Genomic DNA, 19,659 nt, shown 5'->3' with positions numbered 1-19,659 from the left:
CCATGGCCCTCAATGCCACCGTGCGCCAACTCAACGGCGCGCCGCAGCTGGAGCCTGCGCAGACCATGGTCGCCATCAACAAGGTGACCATGTCCTTCGGCGAGTTCACCGCCGTTCGCGATGTCGACATCCAGGTGGGTGACGGCGAGTTCCTCGCCATCGTCGGGCCCACCGGCTGCGGCAAGAGCACCATCCTCAATTCCGTAGCGGGCCTGCTGAAGCCATCCTCGGGCGACGTGGCGATCGATGGCCGCACGGTCAGCGGCGTGCAGGAGTCGGTCGGCTACCTGTTCCAGCAGGACGCCCTGCTGCCGTGGAAGACAGCTTTCCAGAACGTCGAGCTGGGCCTGCGCTTCCGCGGCGTGCCCGAAGCCGAACGCAAGGCCAAAGCCAACGCGTGGCTGGCCAAGGTCGGCCTGGCCGGTTTCGAGCATCGCTATCCGCACCAGTTGTCCGGTGGCCAGCGCAAGCGTGTGCAAATGGCGCAGGCGCTGATCGTCGAGCCGAAGGTGATCCTGATGGACGAGCCGTTCTCGGCGCTGGACATCCACACCCGCCACCTGATGCAGAACGAGCTGCTGCGCCTGTGGCAGGAGGATCGCCGCTCGGTGATCCTGATTACCCATGACCTGGAAGAAGCAATCGCGCTGGGTGACCGCGTGGTGGTGCTGTCCTCCGGCCCGGCGAGCCGCGTGGTGCGCAGTTTCGACGTGGATCTGGAACGGCCGCGCAATGTGGCCGAGATCAAGCTGGATGACCGTTTCACCGACCTGTACCGCGACATCTGGGCCTGCCTGCGCGGCGAAGTGGAGAAGAGCTATGCACGCCAAGACTGACAAATTCATCCAGCTCGCGCTGGTGGTCGCCGTGTTCGGCGGCTGGGAAGGCGGTATCGCGCTGGGCGTGATCGATCCGTTCTTCTTCCCTTCGCCGACGGCCATTGTGCAGCAGGCCTGGACCTGGCTGTCCGATACCTCGTTCTACCAGCATGTCTACATCACCCTTACTGAAACCGCGCTGGGCTACATCATCGGCACCGGCCTGGGCGTGGCTGGCGGTGTCTGGCTGGGCCTGAGCCGCCGTTCGGCGCGCATCCTCGATCCCTTCATCAAAGGCTTCAACGCGATTCCGCGCGTAGTGCTGGCGCCGATTTTCGTGTTGTGGCTGGGGCTGGGCCTGTGGTCGAAGGTGGCGCTGGCGGTCACGCTGGTGTTCTTCACCACGTTCTTCAACGCCATGCAGGGCGTGCGCGAGGTGAATCCGGTGGTGCTGGCCAATGCCCGCATCCTGGGCGCAAGCCGCAGCGATCTGCTGCGCCATGTCTACTTCCCGGCAGCGGCGAGCTGGATCCTGTCCTCGCTGCGCACCTCGGTCGGCTTTGCCGTGGTCGGCGCGATCATCGGCGAGTACCTCGGCGCTTCGGCGGGCCTGGGTTACCTGATCGCGCAGGCCGAGGGCAACTTCAATGCCGTGGGTGTGTTCGCCGGCATCATCATCCTGGCCGCCTTCGTGCTGGTCATCGACGCCCTGCTGGACGTGGTCGAGAACAAGCTGATCACCTGGCGTCCCAACGCCCAGGCACAGGCCACCAGCTGACCGGGCCGGGCTGAGCCCGCCTGCCGCGCCGCCGGTCCGATCCGGCGGCGCGAGCTTCCTCCCCCGATCTTCCCCCGCACCACCGCAACAGGCCAGCGCCGGGCCAGGGGGCCGGCTGGCCGGAGAGAGAGTCCATGAACCCTTCCACCGTGCTGCCGCTGGCAGCGCTGCCGGTCGCGCTCGGCCTGCTGTTGGCCAGTGGCCACGCCGACGCCCAGTCTGTTTCATCCCCGCCCACGCCACTGAGCCAGGCCGAGCTGTCACGCTTGGTGCAGCAGCAGGCGCTGCAGATCCAGCAATTGGAAGCGCGCCTCCGCGCCGTCGAGGGCGGGCAGGGCAGTGCGGGGGCACCGTCAACGCCGCCCGCGCCTGCGCTGGAAACGCGGGTGGCCGCACTGGAATCCGGCCAGTCCAGGCAGCCCAAGGTCTCCTGGGCCAAGGGCGCACCCGAGCTCAGCAGCGCCGACGGCACGACGGTGTTCCGTCCCCGCGGCCGCCTGTTCGTCGATGCCTCCAGTACGGACGGTTCGGCGGTCGGTGATCGCAACGTTTCGGGCACCGAGGTCCGTTCGGTGCGCCTGGGGGCCGAGGGACGCTACGGCACACTGGGCTGGGTGGTGGAGGGTGACTTCGCCGACAACGCGGTGGCCTGGAAGTCGGTCTACGCCACGCTGGACCACACCCTGTTCGGCCTGCCGGCCGATCTCACGCTGGGCAACCGCTTGAACGATCGCGGTATCGATGGCTCCAGCAGCACCTCCAACACGCCGTTCCAGGAACGCAACGTGGTCGGCACGTTGATGCTGCCGCAGCGCGGCCTGTTCGGTGTCGGGCTGACCGAGCGGGTGTACGGAAAGGGCTGGCACGCCAGCCTGTCGGTGGCCGGCAACGATCTCAACAACGCCGGCACCGACAACGACAGCCAGACCTGGGCCACGCGCGTGCACTGGAATCCGCTGGGCACCGCTGGCGCCACGTTGCATCTGGGCGCATGGGCGTTCCACGAGAAGATTCCCGCCGGGGCCAGCGGCGTGGTGCGCAGTTCGGCCATCGCGGGGCATTTCAACGATCTGGTCAGGATCACGCCGGGCACACTGCTGGGCGCCGAGCGCAGCACCGCCTACGGTGCCGAACTGGCCGGCTTCTTCGGCCCGGCGTGGGCAACGGGCGAGTGGGGTACGCGAAGCCTGCGCGGGGCCGATGCCGGCGGTCGCTACGATCGCGACCACGCGGCGTGGGCGATTTCTGCCGGCTGGTTCCTGGCGGGGGCGCTGCCGTCGTACTCGGGCAAGGCCGGTACCTGGGGGAAGGTGAAGGTCGCCGATCCGGTGACGCGCGGCGGCGGCGGTGCCTGGGAGCTGAAGGGCCGCTATGAAGACGTGGACTATGCCGAGCTGCCCAGTGGCGGTACCGGTAACGCGTGGACCCTGGGCGCGAACTGGTACCTCAACGATTTCAGTCGCGTGATGTTCGAAGCCGTGCGCTGGCAGACCCGTCACCGCAGCGGCAGTGCAATGGGCAGGGATGAAGGCACCACCTTCAATACCCGCCTGCAGCTGGTCTTCTAGGGCAGGGGCGCCGCCTGCACTCTGGTCACAGCAGCAACAACGCTGCGATGAGTGCAGGTGGCATCACCAGCGCGCCGACGCGCAGGAAGTCGAGCGCGCTGACATGCTCGCCTTCGCGACGCAATGCCATCAGCCACAGCATCGTGGCCAACGAGCCGGTCACCGACAGGTTCGGGCCCAGATCCACGCCGACCAGCAATGCGGCACGGGTCTGCGCCGGCAGGTCCGCCATCTGCCCCAACGAACCAGCCGCCAGGCCGACCGGCAGATTATTGGCCACGTTGCTCAGCAGTGCAGCGGCGCCGCCGGCCAGCCAGCTGGCCTGGTGCGGCGACGTTTTCGCCAGCGCCTGCAGCGCGCCGGCCGAACTCTGGATGACACCGGTCTGCGCTACCGCTTCCACCAGCACGAACAGCCCAGCCACCAGCGGCAGCACCCCCCAGGATACGTGGCGCAGCAGCGGCAGCGGGCTGCGTCGCTGGCGGATGGCCACTGCCACCACGCTTAGCGTGCCCGCGCAGAACGTGGTCAGGCCCAACGGCCCGTTCAAGGCGGACGTCACCAGCAGCACCGTGCCGGTGAACAGCACGCCCAGTGCGCTCAGTCGGCCGCCGTCGGTCAACGGGCGATGCACCGGCGCGGCCACCAGCGGCTGTGCGATTTCGCGACGGTGCACCCAGCGCAGCACAAGATAGGTCGCACCGATCGCCGCCAGCGAGGGCAGTGCGAACTGCGCCAGCCACTGCAGCAGCGGCGGCATGTGCTGGCCGTACACCACGAGATTGGCCGGGTTGGAGATGGGCAACACGAAGCTGGCCGCGTTGGCGATGAAGGCACAGACGAACAGGTACGGCAGGGGATTGGCCCGGGCCGCCTTGCAGGCCGCATAGACCGCCGGCGTCAGCACCACGGCTGTCGCATCATTGGAAAGAAACACCGTTACCAGCGTGCCGACCAGGAACACCAGGTCGAACAGGCGTCGGCCGGATCCGCCCGCGTGCCGCACCGCGTACAACGCCAGCCAGTCGAACAGCCCTTCGCGGCGTGCGAGCTCGGCCAGCACCATCATGCCGACCAGGAACAGGTAGACATCGCGGCCCTCGGCGACTGCGTGCCAGGTAGTGCCGAACGACACAGTGCCGCTGAGCGGAAGCAGCGCGGCCGCACCGAGCGCCCACACATACTCCGGAATGCGGAACGGACGGAACAGCAGGCCGACAGTGGCAACGGCCACCGCCATCCAGATGATGAGGGAAGAATGGGAAGCGAGCATGGGGTAGGGGGCGTGCGCGGTGCCGTCCATCGACCGCGTCGCCGGTTCTCCGGCGCATGTGATGGGCGTGCAGGCGCCCGCTGCGATCAGTGCAAGTGCCGGGGTTGCGGCATCATACCGTGCCGGCTGCCCAGCGAATGCCTTGGCGCGGCACGTTACGTGACGGCCGCACCAGGGCATTCAACACCGCGCCTACTGCGTCGCACACTCCACCTTGCGATCGAACTCGGTGCCCAGTACGACCGAGGTGATCGCAAGCGTTGTGCCCTTTCCGGCGCGCAGCGCAAACGGCACGTTCAAGCGGCTCATGTCCGCCCCGGCCTTGGCCAGGCACTTGAGGGGAACGCCCAGCCTGACCCACTCATCGCGCGGCGCCACCGACAGCGCAGGGCCCAGCGCAACCTCGGCAGCACAGGCCGCCCCGCAGGCGGTACCGAGTGTCACTGCGGCTTCTGCCGGGAGCTGTTCGACACGCACGGTTGCTACCACGGACAGCTCGCCGTTGGTCTCGCGCGACCAGTCCAGCGGAGTATTGGCCTGCAACGCCACCGTGGCCGGCGCCCGGAAACTGAACCGGCGTGCGCCCTCCTGCACATCGGTGTTGATTGCGACCATCGCCAGTGACTGGTCGGCAGTCGTTGCATTGGGATGCACGACATCGGTCGATTCGCCATTGGCGGCAGTCAGGCGAAGCATCAGGCCGGTGCCGGCCACACCACGATCGAACAGGGTACCGCTACCGGCGGCGTCCGGATCAATGCCCGGGTCCTCGGAAAGCGCAGGCAGATTGCCTTTGTCGGCATAGGTCAGGCCGTATCCGAAGGCGAACTGCGGATCGTAGTCCTTCTGCCCCACGTTGTTCTGGTACTGGTTGGCGCGGCGTGGCCAGGAGTAGCTCAGCTTTCCGCGGAAGTCGTGTTGCACGCGCCCATCGGCCCCACGCAGCAGCACATCGGCCACGCCCCCACCTTCCGATCCCGGCAGCCACGCGGCCACGAAGGCATCGGCGGCGTTGATTTCGCGGTTCAGCCACAACGGGCGCCCGCTCAGGAACACCCCCACGACCGGAATGCCGTCTGCCTTCAGGCGTCGCATCAGCTCCAGGTCTCCGGACTTGCCGTTCTTGAACATCAGGTTGGGCAAGTCGCCCTGGAATTCGGCATACGGATCTTCGCCGAACACCACGATGGCCACATCGGGCCGGTTGCGATAACGGCCATCGACCGCCAGTTCGGCCTGGCCGCCGCCCGACCTGACCTGTGCCTCCAGGCCTTCCCAGATCGTTTCAGCATTCGGGAAGTCCTCCCGACGCGTGCCATCGCCCTGCCAGCTGAGCGTCCAGCCGCCCGCCTGACGGCTCATGTCGTTCGCGGCATCGCCCGCAACCAGCACCCGTTGTTTCGGCCGGAGTGGCAGCAGCTGGTTCTGGTTCTTGAGCAGCACCAGCGATTCACGCACGGCCTGCCGCGCCACCTGGCGATGCGCCGGCGCCCCGAGCAGCTCGAATCTGCCGCCCAATGCGCGCTCGGACGGCTTGGGTTTGTCGAACAGGCCCATGCGCATCTTCGCCCGCAGAATGCGGCGAACGGCATCGTCCAGCCGCGCCTCCGGCAGGCTGCCGTCCTTCACGTGGGCCAGCGTGCTTTCATACATCCCCTTCCAGCTGTCCGGTGCCATCGCCATGTCCAGGCCCGCCACGTAGGTCCTGGCGCAGTCGGTGTTGCTGCAGCCCTTGATCTGGCCATGGCCGTTCCAGTCACCGACCACGAAGCCGCCGAAACCCATCCGGCCCTTCAGCACATCGGTCAACAACGGCTTGTGCCCATGCATCTTCTCGCCATGGAAGCTGTTGAAGGACGCCATCACCGACTGCGCGCCCGCATTGATCGCCGGCAGGTATCCGGCGGCATGGATGTCGCGCAGTTCTGCCTCGCTGACCGTGGTGTTGCCCTGGTCCTTGCCGTTGCCCGTGCCGCCATCGCCGAGAAAATGCTTGACCGTGGTCATCACGTGGTGGTCGTCGAGGAAGTCGGCCGCCCCGGCCTTGCCCTGCAGGCCTTCGACGAAGGCCCCTGCATAGCTGGCCACCAATGCCGGATCTTCCGAGTAGCCTTCGTACGTGCGCCCCCAGCGGTCGTCCTGCGGAACGGCCACGGTCGGCGCGAAGGTCCATTCCATGCCGGTCACACGGGTTTCGGCAGCGGTGATCCTCGCGATCTCGCGCAGCAGTTCCGGGTTGCGCGCTGCGCCCAGGCCGATGTTGTGCGGGAACAGAGTGGCACCCACCACATTGCTCTGGCCATGCATCGCATCAATGCCCCAGACGATGGGAATGGCCTTGCCACCGTTGCGCGTGTCCATCGAGGCTTCCCAGAACGCGTCGGCCAGCGCAAGCCATTCGGCGGGTTTTGCGTTGTAGCGGCCACCTGGGTCGGATGCGCCGCCCGCCAGTATTGAACCCAATCGATATCTGCGCACGTCGTCGGGCGTGATGCTGGCGATATCGCCCTGCACGATCTGGCCGACCTTTTCTTCCAGCGTCATTGATGCGATCAGCGCGTCGATGCGTCGTTCCATGGCCGGATCGTTGGCCAGTGGCCAGGTTGCCTTGGGCCAGTGCGCGGGAGTGATGGTACCTGCGTCGTTCACCGGGGCAGGGGCCGCACCGGTCGCAGGCACCAGCGCCATGGCAAGCGATGCAGCCAGCAGCAGGCGGTGAGGACGTAGAACGGGGTTGCGCTTCGCACGATCGGAATGACGGACGTTCATCGGAACAATCATCTCGGAAGGGTGGCTTGGGTGGGCTCGGCGACCAGAAAGCAACCTGACAGCGTTGTCAGTCGGAACCGAGCATACCCAGCCGGTGGAACGAATGCTTGCTGCACAGCGGCATGGGTTTTGAGGATAAAGTTGCATCTGCATCCACATTCCGTGGTGCAGGATTTCGGTAGAGATGGTGAGGCTATGACGGGCAGAGGGCGGGGGATGCCGGGACCTGAGCAGGTGCTCGCAGGCAGGCCGGGACGCGTGCGGATCGAGGATGTCGCGGCAACGGCCGGGGTCTCGATGAAGACCGTCTCGCGGGTGCTCAACAACGAGCCGAACGTCTCCAAGAGCACCCGGGCCCGGGTGGACGCGGCAGTGGAAAAGCTGCGCTACCGCCCCTTGCCCTCGGCACGGGTCCTCGCCGGCCGGCGTTCCTACCTCATCGCGATGCTCTTCGATAATCCGTCCTCGAACTATCTGATGGAGATCGAGATGGGGGTGCTGGACGCATGCATGGAACAGCACTACAACCTGATGCTCGCTCCGCTGATCTACGACGCGGCCGATATCGTGGAAAAGGTCGAGTCATTGATCATGCAGTCGCAGCTCGACGGCGTGGTGCTGACGCCGCCCCTGACCGACGACACGGCCCTGCTGGAACGCCTGGTCGACCTGGGCATTCCTTACTCCAGCATTTCGGCGAAGGAACAGAACCGGAACGTGGGCGTCGTCGTGGATGAAATCGGCGCGGTGGTGGCGCTGATCGCACACCTGGCCTCGCTGGGCCATACCCGCATCGCCCATATCAAGGGACACGCCGCGCATGGCGCAAGCATGTGGCGCCTGGCAGGCTATCGCGAAGGCCTGCGCAGGGCAGGCCTGCGCTACGACCCCAGCCTGGTGCTGGAAGGTGAGTTCTCATACGAATCCGGCTACATCGGCGCCAACGCACTGCTTGATCGGCCTGATCGGCCGACTGCCATCTTCGCTGCCAACGACGATATGGCGGCCGGGGTCATCTGCGCGGTGTTCGAGCACGGCCTTTCGGTGCCGGGCGACATCTCGGTCTGTGGTTTCGATGACACGCCGATCGCCCGCCAGATCTATCCGGCGTTGACCACGGTCTGCCAGCCCACCCGAGAGATGGGCCGGCGGGCGGCCATGGAGCTGATCAAGGAAGTGCGCGAGCTCGGCAGCGGTGGCGTGGTCGATATTGACTACGCCCTGCAGGTCCGGCGATCCACGGGGCCGGTCCGTCACGATTGAACGCGGTCCAACGGCCTGCCGGCGCGATCGGGACGCCGCGCTGGCAGGGCAGGGGCGCGGTTCAGCTCAGTGGCCCGCTTCGGTAGCCAATCGCTCCAGATCAACACCCTGGCGACGAAGTGTACGGCCGGTCGCCCAGGCGTAGAACGCCAGATAACAGAAACACAGCACGCCAATGATGAAGCTGTAGTGCACGCCGACCTTGTCGGCAAGCGCACCCTGCGCCCAACTGACGATGCCGCCGCCCATGATCATCATGATCAGCAGGCTGCTTGCCTGGTTGGTATGGCGGCCCAGGCCGCTGATGGCCAGGGTAAAGATGCAGGGCCACATCGTGCTGCAGAACAGCCCGACACTGATGAAGGCGATCACACTGGTCATGCCGGTGGTGAACATGCCGACCAGCTGCGCCGCAATGCCACACACGGCAAAGTACAGCAGCATGCGCGACGGATTGCCCCTGCTGGCCAGGGTGGCAATGATCATCAGGACGATCACCGGCGCGTAGTGCAGGAACTGTGCGGAGTTGTGGCCAGAGATCGCGTTGACGGCAAGGTAGATGGCGAACGCGACGAACGGCAACACCAGCATCAACAGCTTCCGGGTGCCTGCGCGCACATCGAACGCGCCTGCGGCACCACCCCAGCGGCCGATCATCAGGCTGGCCCAGTACAACGACACGAACGGGGCGATCACCGAGGTTTCCAGCCCCAGTCCACCCTTGCTCAAGGGCTGCTCAAGGTAGGCTGGAAGATTGTCGATGGTCGATACCTCCACGCCGACGTAAAGGAAGATCGCGATCATGCCCATGACCAGCTGCGGGTAAGCGAGCGCAGATCTGCGGTCTGTCTGGTGATCTGCCCCGGTTGCACCTGCGGGGACCGTCGCGGACAGCTCGACATGATTGGGCACGCTCGAGAGCCGCAGCAGCACGGCTACCAGTACGAAGGCGGCGCCCAGCACCAGGTATGGGATCTTTACGCTCTCGATGCTCGCCTCTGTGTTGCCCGCTGACACGCTGCCAAAGATGGCAATGCTCACCAGCAGTGGGCCTACCGTCGCGCCCAGGTTGTTGACACCGCCGGCCATGGTCAGGCGCTGCGATCCAGTGGCCGGATCACCCATGATCACCGCCAGCGTATTGGCTGCGATCTGCTGGAGCGAGAAGCCCAGGCCAACGATGAACAGGCCGGACAGCATCAGTGCAAACGAGCCGGTGTTGGCCGCGGGATAGAAGAGCAGGGCACCCAGTGCCGAGACCAGCAGGCCAAGGCAGATGCCGTTGCGGTAGCCCACCCTGTGCAGCAGGTCGCTGCCGATGGCGCGGGAGACGGCGATGTAGATCAGCGAACCAGCGGTGTAGGCAACGTAGAAGGCCATCGCCACGTACATGCTCTGCGCCTGGCTGAGATGGAACGCCTTCTTGAACACCGGGATGAGGATGCCGTTGCTTGCGGCAACGAAGCCCCAGAAGAAGAAGACGGTGATGAGTACACCGAACTGCGACCAGCGGGTTGTGTGTTTCATGATTCTCGTGTCATCGCGGGCAGGGCGACGCCCCGTGCGTTGTCGCACAGGGCGGGACGTGGTGATTGCGCACGGAGGGCCGGCGAAACCGGCCCTCCTTCAAGGCTGCGTTGCTCAGAACTGGTAACGCAGGCGCAGGCCGTAGCTGCGCGGATCGTTCAGGAAGCGGACGTTGATGCCGGAACCCACCAGCGCCTTCTGCGAGACGTCGTTGCCCAGCAGATTGTTGCCCCAGGCTTCCACCCGCCAGTTGCCGCTCAGTGAGGTGAAGCCAATGCCCGCGTTCAAGGTGGTCTCGCCCTTCTGGCGGTCAGGGAAGCCGGCCGCAGCGGCACTTTCGGTACGGTCATGGACCAGCTCACCAGTGGCCGGATCCTGTCGGATGAACTCTACGTCCCGGTTGTTGTACTGGGTGAGATAGAAGGCCGAGCGGTACGAGGCCAGCAACTGCCAGTCGAAGGTGCCAAAGCGCAGCTCGGTCGTATGCTGCAGGCGCACGTTGAAGGTGAGCTTCGAGGCCAGCGGCAGTTCATTGCCGGACAGGTCGATCAACGAAGTGGCGCCACCGGCGTCGTAGTTCTGGCTGCGGACATCGGCGACGGTGCCGCGCTTGATCTCACTGTCCATCCAGAGTGCATTGATGTTGACCATGAAGTTGTGCGGGAGTCGCAAGGTGCTTTCCGCCTCCAGGCCGTACACAGCGGACTTGCCGACGTTGCGGTTGACCAGCGCATAGCCGGTGGCTTCACCGGTGGTCGGGTTGGTGGCGATCACCGCCAGGTCCTGGAACACCTGGTCGCTGTAGTCGTAATAGAACCCGCTGACGTTGAAGGTCGAGGTGCGACCCAGCATCTGGAAGGAGTTCTTGCTGCCGATTTCGTAGGCAATGATCGATTCGGGCTTGAAGGTCTCGGGAATCTCCTTCGGATCAAACGTGTCGTTGAAGCCGCCCGCCTTGTGGCCGGTCGACACCAGGCCGTACAGCAGGCTGTCGTCGCTCACGTCGTACTCGAAACCCGCGCGCCAGTCGGTAAAGCTGAACTTGCTCTTGCCGAACTGCTGGGCCGGAATCGCGCTGACCTGGGCCCAGCTCTGGTACGGGCAATCGACGGTATCGCCACCGATGTCGGGACGGTCCACGCAGCCGAATGGGCCGCCATCGGGCACCGCGCCGATCTGCTGCAGCAAGGTGTCGTTGCGACCGTGTCGCAGCACGCCCTGCAGCAGGAAGCGGGCCATCTCCGCCTGCGAGGTGATGTTGCTGACATCAAAGTTCGGACGGCTCATGAACGCGGGCTCGAAGCCGGGCGTGCCGAGGCGCGTGGCAAAGTCCCCGCCCTGGCCAGGCAGGCCCAGCGACCAGTTGCCGCCGATGCCGTAACGCGACTTCTTCTCCTCGGAGTAGCGCAGGCCGCCCTTCAGGCGCAGGCGATCGTTGACGTCGAACGTGCCATCGGCGAAAACGGCGGAAGACTTGCCATTGACCTTCGGCATGGTGAATTCAGTGCCCGAATACCAGCGCCCTTTGTCCACCAGCGAAAGGTAGCCAACCCGCTGGTCCTCGTTGAAGTGGAACAGGCCGGTGGTCCAGCGCAGCCGCTCGTCCTGGTCGGAGGTGAACCGCAGCTCATGCACCTGCGACTCCGACTCGGTCAGCCAATACTGCGTGGAGTAGTTGTCATAGTCGATGCCACCCGGGTTGCTGGGCGATACCGGATCGATGTTGCGGTTCGGCCAGAGGATGCCCTCACTCTGCGCGTTGGTCTGGCGGTAGTCCACGTTGCGGTAGCTGCCGTTGTATTCCACCGCTACCTTGCCGAAGTCGTAGGAGATGCTGGTCTGCGCCCCCCAGTTGGTGCTGTCGAGCTTGCCCTGCGCGCCGCGGTAGATGATCTTCCGCAGGTCGACATCGTCCGGCAGGTAGCCGGCCCTGGCGGCGGTGTAGACGTTGGCGCCGGGATAGCCCGTGCCGCCTTCCTTGCCGATGTCGGCCATGGCGAAGATCGACAGCTTGTCATCCGGCTGGTAGAGGAACGACAGTCGAGCGCCCCGGTCGTCCTGCACGCCAGCCGGTTCCAGGTCCTGCGCGCGCCCCGCATTCTTGAACGGAGAGTCCTTCTCCACCTTGTAGCCGGCCACGCGGAAGGCCGCGCCACCGCCGATCGGCAGGTTCAGTGCGAACTCGCCACCCCGGTGGTCACGATTACCGACTTCGGCCTGCACATATCCACCGAAGGCTTCCAGGTCGGGGCGCTTGGTGATGATGTTCAGCGTGCCGGCCAGCGCATTGCGGCCGCGCAGCGTGCCCTGCGGGCCCTTGTTGATTTCCACCCGCTCGACATCGTAGAACATGCCGCCCAGACCGCGCGGTCGTGCAATGTAGGCCCCGTTGATGTGAGGCGCGGCGCCCGGATCACCCAGTTCGGTGTTGTTCGAAGAGCCCACGCCGCGGATGAAGATCTCCAGGTTGCCTTCCTGGTTGGCCATGCTCATGCCCGGCACCAGGGCCTGGATGTTGCGCAGCTCATTGTTGATGCCCAGCGCACGCGTATCGTCCGCGGAAATTGCCTGGGCGGTACCTGCATATTTCTGCAGGTCCTGTTCCCGGCGTTCGACAGTGACGATGACGGCGTCCAGCGTTGAGGCCTCCCGTGCCTCGCTGGTGGCGGTCGAGCTGCTTTCCTTGGCTGATTGCGCTGCGACGGGCAGCGCTGCAGTGGCGGTGACGATGGTGGCAAGTACTGCCTGTGCGAGTGTGCTCTTCCTGAAATGGCCGGTCATAGGGTCCCTCTCTCCCCATAAGTGATGTCTGGACGTTCCCGCGCCACGCGCCGGACGTGGGCTCTTGTAAGCGCGACCTGACAACGCTGTCAATCAGAATGAATGATGGATGACCAGAAGCCCGGGAAATCAGACAGTTGAGCGATCAGCAGTGCTGCTTGGCACGCCGCATTTGCTGCAATGCGAAACAAAATCGGGCGGCCTTGCCCCTTTCCTGCGACTGCAACGGCCGGATCGGAACCATCAGAAAGCGGGTCCGCAGGAAGGGCCATCGGCTTCGCGTATCCGCTGGCGGACTACGGGGCCATGCAGGGGGCGTGGTGCTGATGCTGTCATGTGGCCGGGCATGACTTCAGGCACTCGGTCGTGACTACAGCTGTAGGCAATGTGGACAGGCATTCACCGGAAGAGATGCCCATGAAAACTGCACGATGGTTGTCCGGCTTCGCGGCCTTGATGCTGGCCCTCCCTGCACTGGCCAGCACGACCACCACGGCCGACGCCGTCGCGACGATCGAACGCAACGCCCGTGCCGCGCATTCCGACGCGGTGCTTGTCTGGAAGGATGGAAAAGCACTGCTGGAGCCACAGCCAGAGACTGGCGAGGAGCCGGTTCACCTCATGTCTGCCACCAAGTCGGTGGTGGCGCTGGCCATCATGCTGCTGCTGGACGACGGAAAACTGGCCTCGGTCGACGAGCCGGTAAGCAACATCTTCGCGGAGTGGAAGCAGGGGCGGAAAAGGGACATCACGGTACGCATGCTGCTGGACCATACCTCAGGCCTGCAGAACGTGGCCAACGCGGGGGAAGAGCTGGAAGCTGCGCCGGACCTGGTCAAGCTCGCACTGGCGGCAGAGCTGAGCAGCGATCCAGGTACCACGTTCTCCTACAACAACAAGGCTACCAATCTGCTGCCCGGCATTGTCGAGCGTCTGGCAGGGGAACCGATGGATGCCTACCTTGAGAAGCGCCTGTTCAAACCGCTGGGCATTGCCCGATATACCTGGTTGAAGGACGGTGCGGGCACCCCCTTGGGCATGGCCGGATTGTCGCTGAGTGCCCGCGATCTGGCGAAGATCGGGCAGCTGCTGCTTGATGGCGGCGTGACCCCGGCGGGTACGCGCGTGCTGAGCGAGCGGTCGGTGGCGCTGCTGACTGGAGCAAGTGCCCGCTCCCCGGATGTTGGTCTTCTGTGGTGGCGCATTCCAGCATGGGAGCGTTATGAGCTGAAAGGCCAGATGGCCGGCTTCCTGGCGCAGCATGGGGTCAGCGCTCCGGTCCAGCAGGCATTGCTGGCCACCGGGGGCAGGGTATTCGACAGCAAGAGTGCATTGATTGCGTACGTGGCCGAGCGACTTGGGGCGGACTGGCCGCAGCACTATGTCAGCGAGATCACCGGTCGTGGACTCAAGCTGTCCGACATGTTCGACATCCAACGCGGCCCCACCGTTGCCTACGCCGCCAACGGTTACCTGGGCCAGCACCTGGTCATCGTTCCGCAGCAGCGCGTGGTTGCCGTGCGCCTCATCCACCGACGCGACAGCCATCGCGCGCCACTGGATGACTACGCGACATTCCCGGCGGATGTACTCAAGCTGGCCCAGGCGCTTCAGTGAACGGAGGAGCCGGGCCTGCGCCCGGATCCTCGTCCACTGCTTCATGCTGCTGGCCGGAGTGGCAGGGCCTGGCAGGGCGCGCCACTACTTCGGCATCAGCACGGTATCGACAACGTGGATGACGCCGTTGGATTGGTTGACGTCGGCGATGCTGATGCCTGCTTTGCCACCCTTGGCGTCGATCACCCACAGCTTGCCGTCGTGGAGCGCCACGGTAAGCGGCTCGCCTTGCACTGTCTTCAGCGTGGCTTTTCCACCGTGCTTCCTGGCATCGGCCAGGAGCTGGGCGGAACTGAACCGTCCTGGGACCACGTGGTAGGTGAGGATCCGGGTGAGCTGCGCCTTGTTTTCAGGCTTCACCAGTGTATCGACCGTGCCTGCTGGAAGCTTGTTGAAGGCGGCATTGGTGGGCGCAAAGACGGTAAAGGGACCGGCGCCATTGAGGGTCTCGACCAGGCCTGCGGCCTTGACCGCTGCCACCAGCGTGGTGTGATCCCTGGAGTTCACGGCGTTTTCAACGATGGTCCTGGTCGGGTACATCTCGGCCCCGCCAACCATTACCGGATCTGCGGCGAAGCTGGCGGAAGCGGCTGAGACGAATACGGCGAAGCTGACTGCGGCGGCGATGCGCTGAAGAGCGTTCACGGTGTGTTCCTCGATAGGATGCCCGCACAGCGCGGGCATCCTACATACGGCTGGCGGGAGCGCCTGGATGCACCGAATGCAGGCCGGGTCAGTCAGGGGAAGGGCCTTGATGCGTGTCGAAATTCTCCCGGCAGCGGCGGAATTCCTCGGCGTGTCCCACGACCCAGGTCCACATCGGGATCATAAGAACCAGCAGCTCCCTGCCCAGCGGAGTGATGGTGTACTCCACGCGCGGCGGAACCTCACGGTAATCCTGCCTGTTGATCAGTCCGTCCCTTTCAAGCTGACGCAGGGTGCGCGTCAGCATGCGCTGCGTGATTCCTTTCATCCGACGTGCCACATCGGCGTGACGCAGTGTTCCGTAGACCCCCAGGGCGTGAATGATGCCCAGCGACCAGCGGCTGCCGGCATGCGCGAGCACCTCGCGGCGCAGACCGTCGTCGTCCGCGCTCATGCCGTCGCATATCGATTGTGAATGTCGCAGAAGCTCATCGGTGCTCATGAACGGTGCGGTCGGTATCATCGGTGTGCCTTCTTACGTGGCAACGAGGGAGGGGCGCAGAATCGCCGCCATCGTACACACTGATGGTGGTTTCAATGTCTCCCCCGATTGTTTCCCGCTCAATCCTGGTCCTGGGTGCCGGCGAACTCGGAATGCCCGTCATCCGCAACCTGGCCCAGCTCGCGGTTGTGCATGACGCAACCATCAGCGTGATGCTGAGGCCTGCGTCGATTGAATCCACACTACCGGACAAGCGTACGGTCATTGACCAGATCCGCTCGCTGGGAGTGGCCCTCGTTCCTGGCGACCTGGTCACTGCCACGGTCGATGAGCTGGCTGATCTATTTTCCGGTTATGACACGGTCATCGGCTGCACCGGCTACGCCGCTGGCCGCGACACTCCCATGAAGGTAGCGCGCGCCGCCGTGAAGTCGGGCATTACCAGGTACTTCCCTTGGCAATTCGGGGTCGACTTTGACGCCATCGGACGCGGCGGGCCACAGGATCTTTTCGATGCCCAGCTGGATGTACGCGACTACCTCCGCTCACAGGCCGAAATGGACTGGGTGGTCATTTCCACCGGCATGTTCACCAGCTACCTCTTCGAGCCGGAGTTTGGCGTCATCGATCTTCCCGGCAGAAAGGTCAATGCACTTGGCACAGCCTCCAATGCGGTTACGCTGACCACGCCGGAGGACATCGGTGCAATGACTGCACAGATCGTCTTCCACTCGCCCCCCCTTCGAAACGAGATCGTCTATCTTGCGGGAGACACACTCCGTTATGAGGAGCTGCCCGCAATCCTTGAGGAACACTTCGGTGTTCCGTTCAAGCTGAACGTGTGGAGCGTTCCCCAGCTGATGGAGGAGCTTGCCGGTGACCCATCAAACATGATCAGGAAGTACCGTGCCGCCTTCGCCCAAGGCAGGGGCGTCTCCTGGAGCCTGGATGGGACGTTCAATGCAAGCATTGGCGCGAAACTGGAGGGTGTCGACGACTGGCTGAAAGCCCACTTCGAGACTTGATGAGCCGTTGAGCGGCAATCGCGTGGACGAAAACGGATTCTCCTACAGACTCCAATCGACCCGCAGGCCGGCGATCAGCGCATTCGGCAGGTCCCGCTGGCGTGCGGGTTCATTGAACTGGTCGGGATGCACGACGTAGTGCAGGTTCGGCGCGACCCGAAGCTGTGGGGTGAGCTGGATGCCATAGCTCAGCTCCATCATCACCTGGCTTCCGTGCGGGGTGCCGCTGCCACCCGCCGCGGCACGGGCAAGGCGCAGGTTTTCCAGTGCGATGCTGCTGTACTTCTGCTGGGTCACGACGAAGGCGATGCTGTCCTGCGGCCGGCTGGCGAACGTGCCTTTCTGCACAAGCCCGGCCTGCAGGAAGTGATCCTCGATCAACTGGCCGGAGGTACCCTTGAGCGCGGCACCGAAAAGGGTCAGGCCGCGACCATTGCCATCGCCGGTAAGCTGCTGCTCGAAGCGCGCGAACGCACCGGAGCGACCGTGGCGTGTCACGTACTCCTGGCCACTGAGCAGCGCGGGAATGCCGTTGGCATCGCGCAGCGGGTCGCAATAGGTCGAGTTGTCCTGCCAGCCACCCAGTTCATAGCGGGCCTTCAAGCGCGCCGATGCCGGGCTGCGCCAGCCGATCGTGTACGGCACGATCCACCCGGTGGCCTGGTTCGTACTCCATTTCAGGCCGTGCTGGCCGTCCTCGGCCTGGCTCGGGTCGACCTGGTACGCGCCCACGCGAACGTAGACATCCGGCGTCACCCAGACCGTGGCATCGGCCATCCAGCTCGATACCGGCCACCAGGTGAAACTGCTGGTGCGGAACACGTAGGTCGGGTTGCCGCAGGCCGAGTTGCCCTGGAAGTACTGGCACAGCTCCGAGCCGAGGTGGTGGATGTTGGCGACGCTGCGCCCGGCTTCCAGCACCAGTCGGTCGTTCAGCAGTTTCTGCTCGAGCGTCAGATTGGCCAGGCGCGTGCCCTGGCCGCCGTAGATTTCCTGCACCGAGGTGCTGTTGCCCGTGCTGCTGTTGGCGAGATTGGTGCCGTGGCGGTTGATGCCGTACGCCTTGACCGTCGCACCCCTCCAGCCAAACGCAGCGTCCAGGTCCACGTCGGCACCGAACATCAGCTGGCCGGCATACGCCGTACCGCTGCGCTTGCCGCCGTCGAGCGTGGCGGCGGCTTCGCCGGTGTAGGCAAGCTTGGGGATGAGGACATCGCTCGCGTCGGCGGCTGCGGCCAGCGACGGCAGGACCAGCAGGATCGCTGTCGGCAGCAGGCGGCGGGAAGGGGAGGTCATGGGCGGGGCTCCGTGTGCAGGGCGTAGGTCGTTGAGCCCCTACGCGCGCAGGGACCGCGAAAGGACCGTGAGGGCAGGGGGATCAGGCCGCGGCCGTCACCGGCTTCTTGAGGATGCGCAGCGCGACTGCGGTGACGGCCACGCCAGCCAGCAATGCCAGCAGGTAGATGCCGAGATGAGTGACCGCATTCGGGATCGGCAGCACGAACACACCACCGTGCGGCACCTTCAGCTCGACGCCAGCAGCCATCGAGATCGCACCCGCCACCGCAGAACCCAGAATGAGTGCCGGAATGGTGCGCAGCGGATCACGTGCGGCGTAGGGGATCGCGCCTTCGGTCACGAAACTGAGGCCAAGCACGCCGGCGGCACCGGCCGTGCCGCGCTCCTCGGCGGTGAAGCGGTTGCTGAACAGCCATGTCGCCAGTGCAATACCCAGCGGCGGCGTCATGCCGCCGATCATCGTCGCCGCCATCGGCGTGTAGACCTGGCTGGAAATCAATGCAGTAGAGAACGCGTAGGACGCCTTGTTGACCGGCCCGCCCATGTCCACCGCCATCATTCCGCCCAGCAGCAGGCCAAGCAGGATCGCGCTGCCGCCCTGCATGCCGCGCAGCCAGTCGGTCAGCCACGCCAGCAGCCCGGCGACCGGCGTGCCGATCACGTACATCATCAACAGGCCGACCAGCAGCGTGCCCAGCACCGGCAGGATCAGCACCGGCTTGAGGCCTTCCAGGCTGCGCGGCAGGCGCAGCGCACGGTTGATCCAGTGCACGCCATAACCGGCAATGAAGCCAGCCAGGATGCCGCCGATGAAGCCAGCATCCATGTTCACTGCTACCAGTCCGCCGATCATGCCGGGCGCAATGCCGGGCCGGTCGGCGATGGAATAGGCGATGTAACCGGCGAGCGCCGGCACCATCAACATGAAGCCGGACTTGGCGCCGATCTGGTACAGCGACCACGCCAGCGTGCCCTTGTGCGCGTCATCGAAGGCATAGATGCCGCCGAGTGCGAACGCCAGTGCGATCAGCAGGCCACCGGCAGTGACGAACGGCAGCATGAACGACACGCCGGTCATCAGATGCTTGTAGGGGCCGGTGGCCCTGGTTTTTTCGGCCGTGCGGCCCGGAGTCGCGGTACCGGCCTGCACGCCGGCCTCGGCCAGCGCCTTGCGGATCAGGTTCTGGCCATCGTTGATCGCCGGCTTGGTGCCACTCTTGAACAGGCGCTTGCCGGCGAAGCGCGACAGATCGACTTCGCGGTCTGCGGCGATCAGGACGAGGTCGGAGGCAGCGATTTCCTCGTCACTCAACGCGTCCTGCGCGCCGACCGAGCCCTGGGTTTCGACCCGGATTGCATGGCCCAGCGCCTTGGCGGCCTGTTGCAGGCCCTCCGCCGCCATGAAGGTGTGGGCGATGCCGGTGGGGCAGGAGGTGACGGCGACGATGCGCTTGCCCGCATGCGTGCCGGCGTTGCCCGACACCGCGGCCGCGAGCGGTGCGAGCGCCGCAACCGGGTCGTCCAGTACCTCGCCCAGGCTGGCATGCACGATCCCGGCATTGGCGAAGCGCGCGATGTCCGCCTCCCCATCACCCACCAGCAGCAACTGCGTCGCGGCGGCGGCGTCCGAGGCAGACAGTGCGCCGGTCACGCCCTGGTCGCTGCGGATCTCGATCATCAGCTCGAGCCCGCGCTGGCGGGCGGCGCGGCGCAGCGCTTCGGCGGCAAGAACCGCCTCGATGCTGCGTTCGCCGGCGGCGATGACTACGGTGAAAGCGTGCATGGAAACTCCTG

General features: G+C 65.1%; 15 protein-coding genes. 6 read left to right on the top strand and 9 right to left on the bottom strand.

Annotated elements, in window-relative coordinates:
• Nucleotides 1-2: 2 nt before the first annotated feature.
• The 3 genes from AC5P9P_RS12395 (at nt 3) to AC5P9P_RS12385 (ending at nt 3,164) form a co-directional block, all read left to right on the top strand.
• Nucleotides 3-836: an ABC transporter ATP-binding protein gene (locus AC5P9P_RS12395; protein WP_005413494.1), complete on the top strand. Its 834-nt coding sequence runs from the start codon at nt 3-5 to the stop codon at nt 834-836.
• Complete coding sequence (locus AC5P9P_RS12390; RefSeq protein WP_005409726.1) at nt 820-1,596, top strand: ABC transporter permease; 777 nt, start codon at nt 820-822, stop codon at nt 1,594-1,596. Before AC5P9P_RS12395 ends, AC5P9P_RS12390 begins: the two co-directional genes overlap by 17 nt.
• 134 nt (nt 1,597-1,730) lie before the next feature.
• Nucleotides 1,731-3,164 (top strand): OprO/OprP family phosphate-selective porin, encoded by a 1,434-nt coding sequence (locus AC5P9P_RS12385; protein ID WP_033834223.1) that lies wholly within the window; start codon nt 1,731-1,733, stop codon nt 3,162-3,164.
• Between the two features lie 25 nt (nt 3,165-3,189).
• On the opposite strand, the gene AC5P9P_RS12380 is transcribed toward AC5P9P_RS12385, so the two are convergent.
• Nucleotides 3,190-4,467, bottom strand: a complete 1,278-nt coding sequence (locus AC5P9P_RS12380; RefSeq protein ID WP_080353410.1) for an arsenic transporter — start codon at nt 4,465-4,467, stop codon at nt 3,190-3,192.
• A 162-nt stretch (nt 4,468-4,629) separates the two neighbouring features.
• Nucleotides 4,630-7,206 (bottom strand): glycoside hydrolase family 3 protein, encoded by a 2,577-nt coding sequence (locus tag AC5P9P_RS12375; protein ID WP_111108930.1) that lies wholly within the window; start codon nt 7,204-7,206, stop codon nt 4,630-4,632.
• A 216-nt stretch (nt 7,207-7,422) separates the two neighbouring features.
• On the opposite strand from AC5P9P_RS12375, the gene AC5P9P_RS12370 reads away from it, so the two are divergent.
• Nucleotides 7,423-8,469 (top strand): LacI family DNA-binding transcriptional regulator, encoded by a 1,047-nt coding sequence (locus AC5P9P_RS12370; protein WP_005409722.1) that lies wholly within the window; start codon nt 7,423-7,425, stop codon nt 8,467-8,469.
• A gap of 66 nt (nt 8,470-8,535) precedes the next feature.
• Here the strand turns inward: AC5P9P_RS12370 and AC5P9P_RS12365 are convergent, their stop codons facing one another.
• The 3 genes from AC5P9P_RS12365 to AC5P9P_RS12355 form a co-directional block, all read right to left on the bottom strand.
• Nucleotides 8,536-10,044, bottom strand: a complete 1,509-nt coding sequence (locus AC5P9P_RS12365; RefSeq protein WP_258392643.1) for an MFS transporter — start codon at nt 10,042-10,044, stop codon at nt 8,536-8,538.
• A gap of 66 nt (nt 10,045-10,110) precedes the next feature.
• A complete protein-coding gene (locus tag AC5P9P_RS12360; RefSeq protein WP_288468996.1) occupies nt 10,111-12,777 on the bottom strand; it encodes a TonB-dependent receptor in 2,667 nt (888 codons plus the stop codon).
• Between the two features lie 89 nt (nt 12,778-12,866).
• Nucleotides 12,867-13,049: a hypothetical protein gene (locus AC5P9P_RS12355; RefSeq protein ID WP_140416078.1), complete on the bottom strand. Its 183-nt coding sequence runs from the start codon at nt 13,047-13,049 to the stop codon at nt 12,867-12,869.
• Nucleotides 13,050-13,194: 145 nt separating this feature from the next.
• Between AC5P9P_RS12355 and AC5P9P_RS12350 the strand changes: the two genes are divergently transcribed.
• Nucleotides 13,195-14,394 (top strand): serine hydrolase domain-containing protein, encoded by a 1,200-nt coding sequence (locus AC5P9P_RS12350; protein ID WP_181453273.1) that lies wholly within the window; start codon nt 13,195-13,197, stop codon nt 14,392-14,394.
• Between the two features lie 84 nt (nt 14,395-14,478).
• On the opposite strand, the gene AC5P9P_RS12345 is transcribed toward AC5P9P_RS12350, so the two are convergent.
• Both AC5P9P_RS12345 and AC5P9P_RS12340 read right to left on the bottom strand, forming a co-directional pair.
• The gene (locus AC5P9P_RS12345; RefSeq protein WP_204301401.1) at nt 14,479-15,078 is read right to left on the bottom strand and encodes a fasciclin domain-containing protein; all 600 of its coding nucleotides are present in this window, start codon (nt 15,076-15,078) and stop codon (nt 14,479-14,481) included.
• Nucleotides 15,079-15,127: 49 nt separating this feature from the next.
• Entirely contained in the window at nt 15,128-15,541 is a 414-nt protein-coding gene (locus AC5P9P_RS12340; protein ID WP_181453271.1) for a winged helix-turn-helix transcriptional regulator, read from the bottom strand.
• Nucleotides 15,542-15,636: 95 nt separating this feature from the next.
• Here AC5P9P_RS12340 and AC5P9P_RS12335 point away from each other — a divergent pair, with 95 nt between their 5' ends.
• Nucleotides 15,637-16,566, top strand: coding sequence for an aromatic alcohol reductase (locus AC5P9P_RS12335; RefSeq protein WP_111108936.1), 930 nt, complete (start codon nt 15,637-15,639; stop codon nt 16,564-16,566).
• Nucleotides 16,567-16,608: 42 nt separating this feature from the next.
• Here the strand turns inward: AC5P9P_RS12335 and AC5P9P_RS12330 are convergent, their stop codons facing one another.
• Together AC5P9P_RS12330 and AC5P9P_RS12325 are read right to left on the bottom strand one after the other, a co-directional pair.
• Nucleotides 16,609-17,862, bottom strand: a complete 1,254-nt coding sequence (locus AC5P9P_RS12330) for a carbohydrate porin (RefSeq protein WP_495232823.1) — start codon at nt 17,860-17,862, stop codon at nt 16,609-16,611.
• 82 nt (nt 17,863-17,944) lie between these two features.
• Nucleotides 17,945-19,648 (bottom strand): PTS fructose transporter subunit IIC, encoded by a 1,704-nt coding sequence (locus AC5P9P_RS12325; protein WP_495232822.1) that lies wholly within the window; start codon nt 19,646-19,648, stop codon nt 17,945-17,947.
• Nucleotides 19,649-19,659 lie beyond the last annotated feature (11 nt).

Source organism: Stenotrophomonas sp. YJH_SMC_14-1, from assembly GCF_059372275.1.
Note: the sequence above shows the minus strand (reverse complement) of the source record. Positions and strands in the feature narration are given on the sequence as shown.

What these genes read in the sequence shown, in the direction of transcription:
- AC5P9P_RS12395 (WP_005413494.1), top strand. Translation starts at nt 3, where the DNA reads ATGGCCCTCAATGCCACCGTGCGCCAACTCAACGGCGCGCCGCAGCTG.
- AC5P9P_RS12390 (WP_005409726.1), top strand. Translation starts at nt 820, where the DNA reads ATGCACGCCAAGACTGACAAATTCATCCAGCTCGCGCTGGTGGTCGCC.
- AC5P9P_RS12385 (WP_033834223.1), top strand. Translation starts at nt 1,731, where the DNA reads ATGAACCCTTCCACCGTGCTGCCGCTGGCAGCGCTGCCGGTCGCGCTC.
- AC5P9P_RS12380 (WP_080353410.1), bottom strand. Translation starts at nt 4,467, where the DNA reads ATGGACGGCACCGCGCACGCCCCCTACCCCATGCTCGCTTCCCATTCT.
- AC5P9P_RS12375 (WP_111108930.1), bottom strand. Translation starts at nt 7,206, where the DNA reads ATGAACGTCCGTCATTCCGATCGTGCGAAGCGCAACCCCGTTCTACGT.
- AC5P9P_RS12370 (WP_005409722.1), top strand. Translation starts at nt 7,423, where the DNA reads ATGCCGGGACCTGAGCAGGTGCTCGCAGGCAGGCCGGGACGCGTGCGG.
- AC5P9P_RS12360 (WP_288468996.1), bottom strand. Translation starts at nt 12,777, where the DNA reads ATGACCGGCCATTTCAGGAAGAGCACACTCGCACAGGCAGTACTTGCC.
- AC5P9P_RS12355 (WP_140416078.1), bottom strand. Translation starts at nt 13,049, where the DNA reads ATGGCCCTTCCTGCGGACCCGCTTTCTGATGGTTCCGATCCGGCCGTT.
- AC5P9P_RS12350 (WP_181453273.1), top strand. Translation starts at nt 13,195, where the DNA reads ATGAAAACTGCACGATGGTTGTCCGGCTTCGCGGCCTTGATGCTGGCC.
- AC5P9P_RS12345 (WP_204301401.1), bottom strand. Translation starts at nt 15,078, where the DNA reads ATGCCCGCGCTGTGCGGGCATCCTATCGAGGAACACACCGTGAACGCT.
- AC5P9P_RS12340 (WP_181453271.1), bottom strand. Translation starts at nt 15,541, where the DNA reads ATGAGCACCGATGAGCTTCTGCGACATTCACAATCGATATGCGACGGC.
- AC5P9P_RS12335 (WP_111108936.1), top strand. Translation starts at nt 15,637, where the DNA reads ATGTCTCCCCCGATTGTTTCCCGCTCAATCCTGGTCCTGGGTGCCGGC.
- AC5P9P_RS12330 (WP_495232823.1), bottom strand. Translation starts at nt 17,862, where the DNA reads ATGACCTCCCCTTCCCGCCGCCTGCTGCCGACAGCGATCCTGCTGGTC.
- AC5P9P_RS12325 (WP_495232822.1), bottom strand. Translation starts at nt 19,648, where the DNA reads ATGCACGCTTTCACCGTAGTCATCGCCGCCGGCGAACGCAGCATCGAG.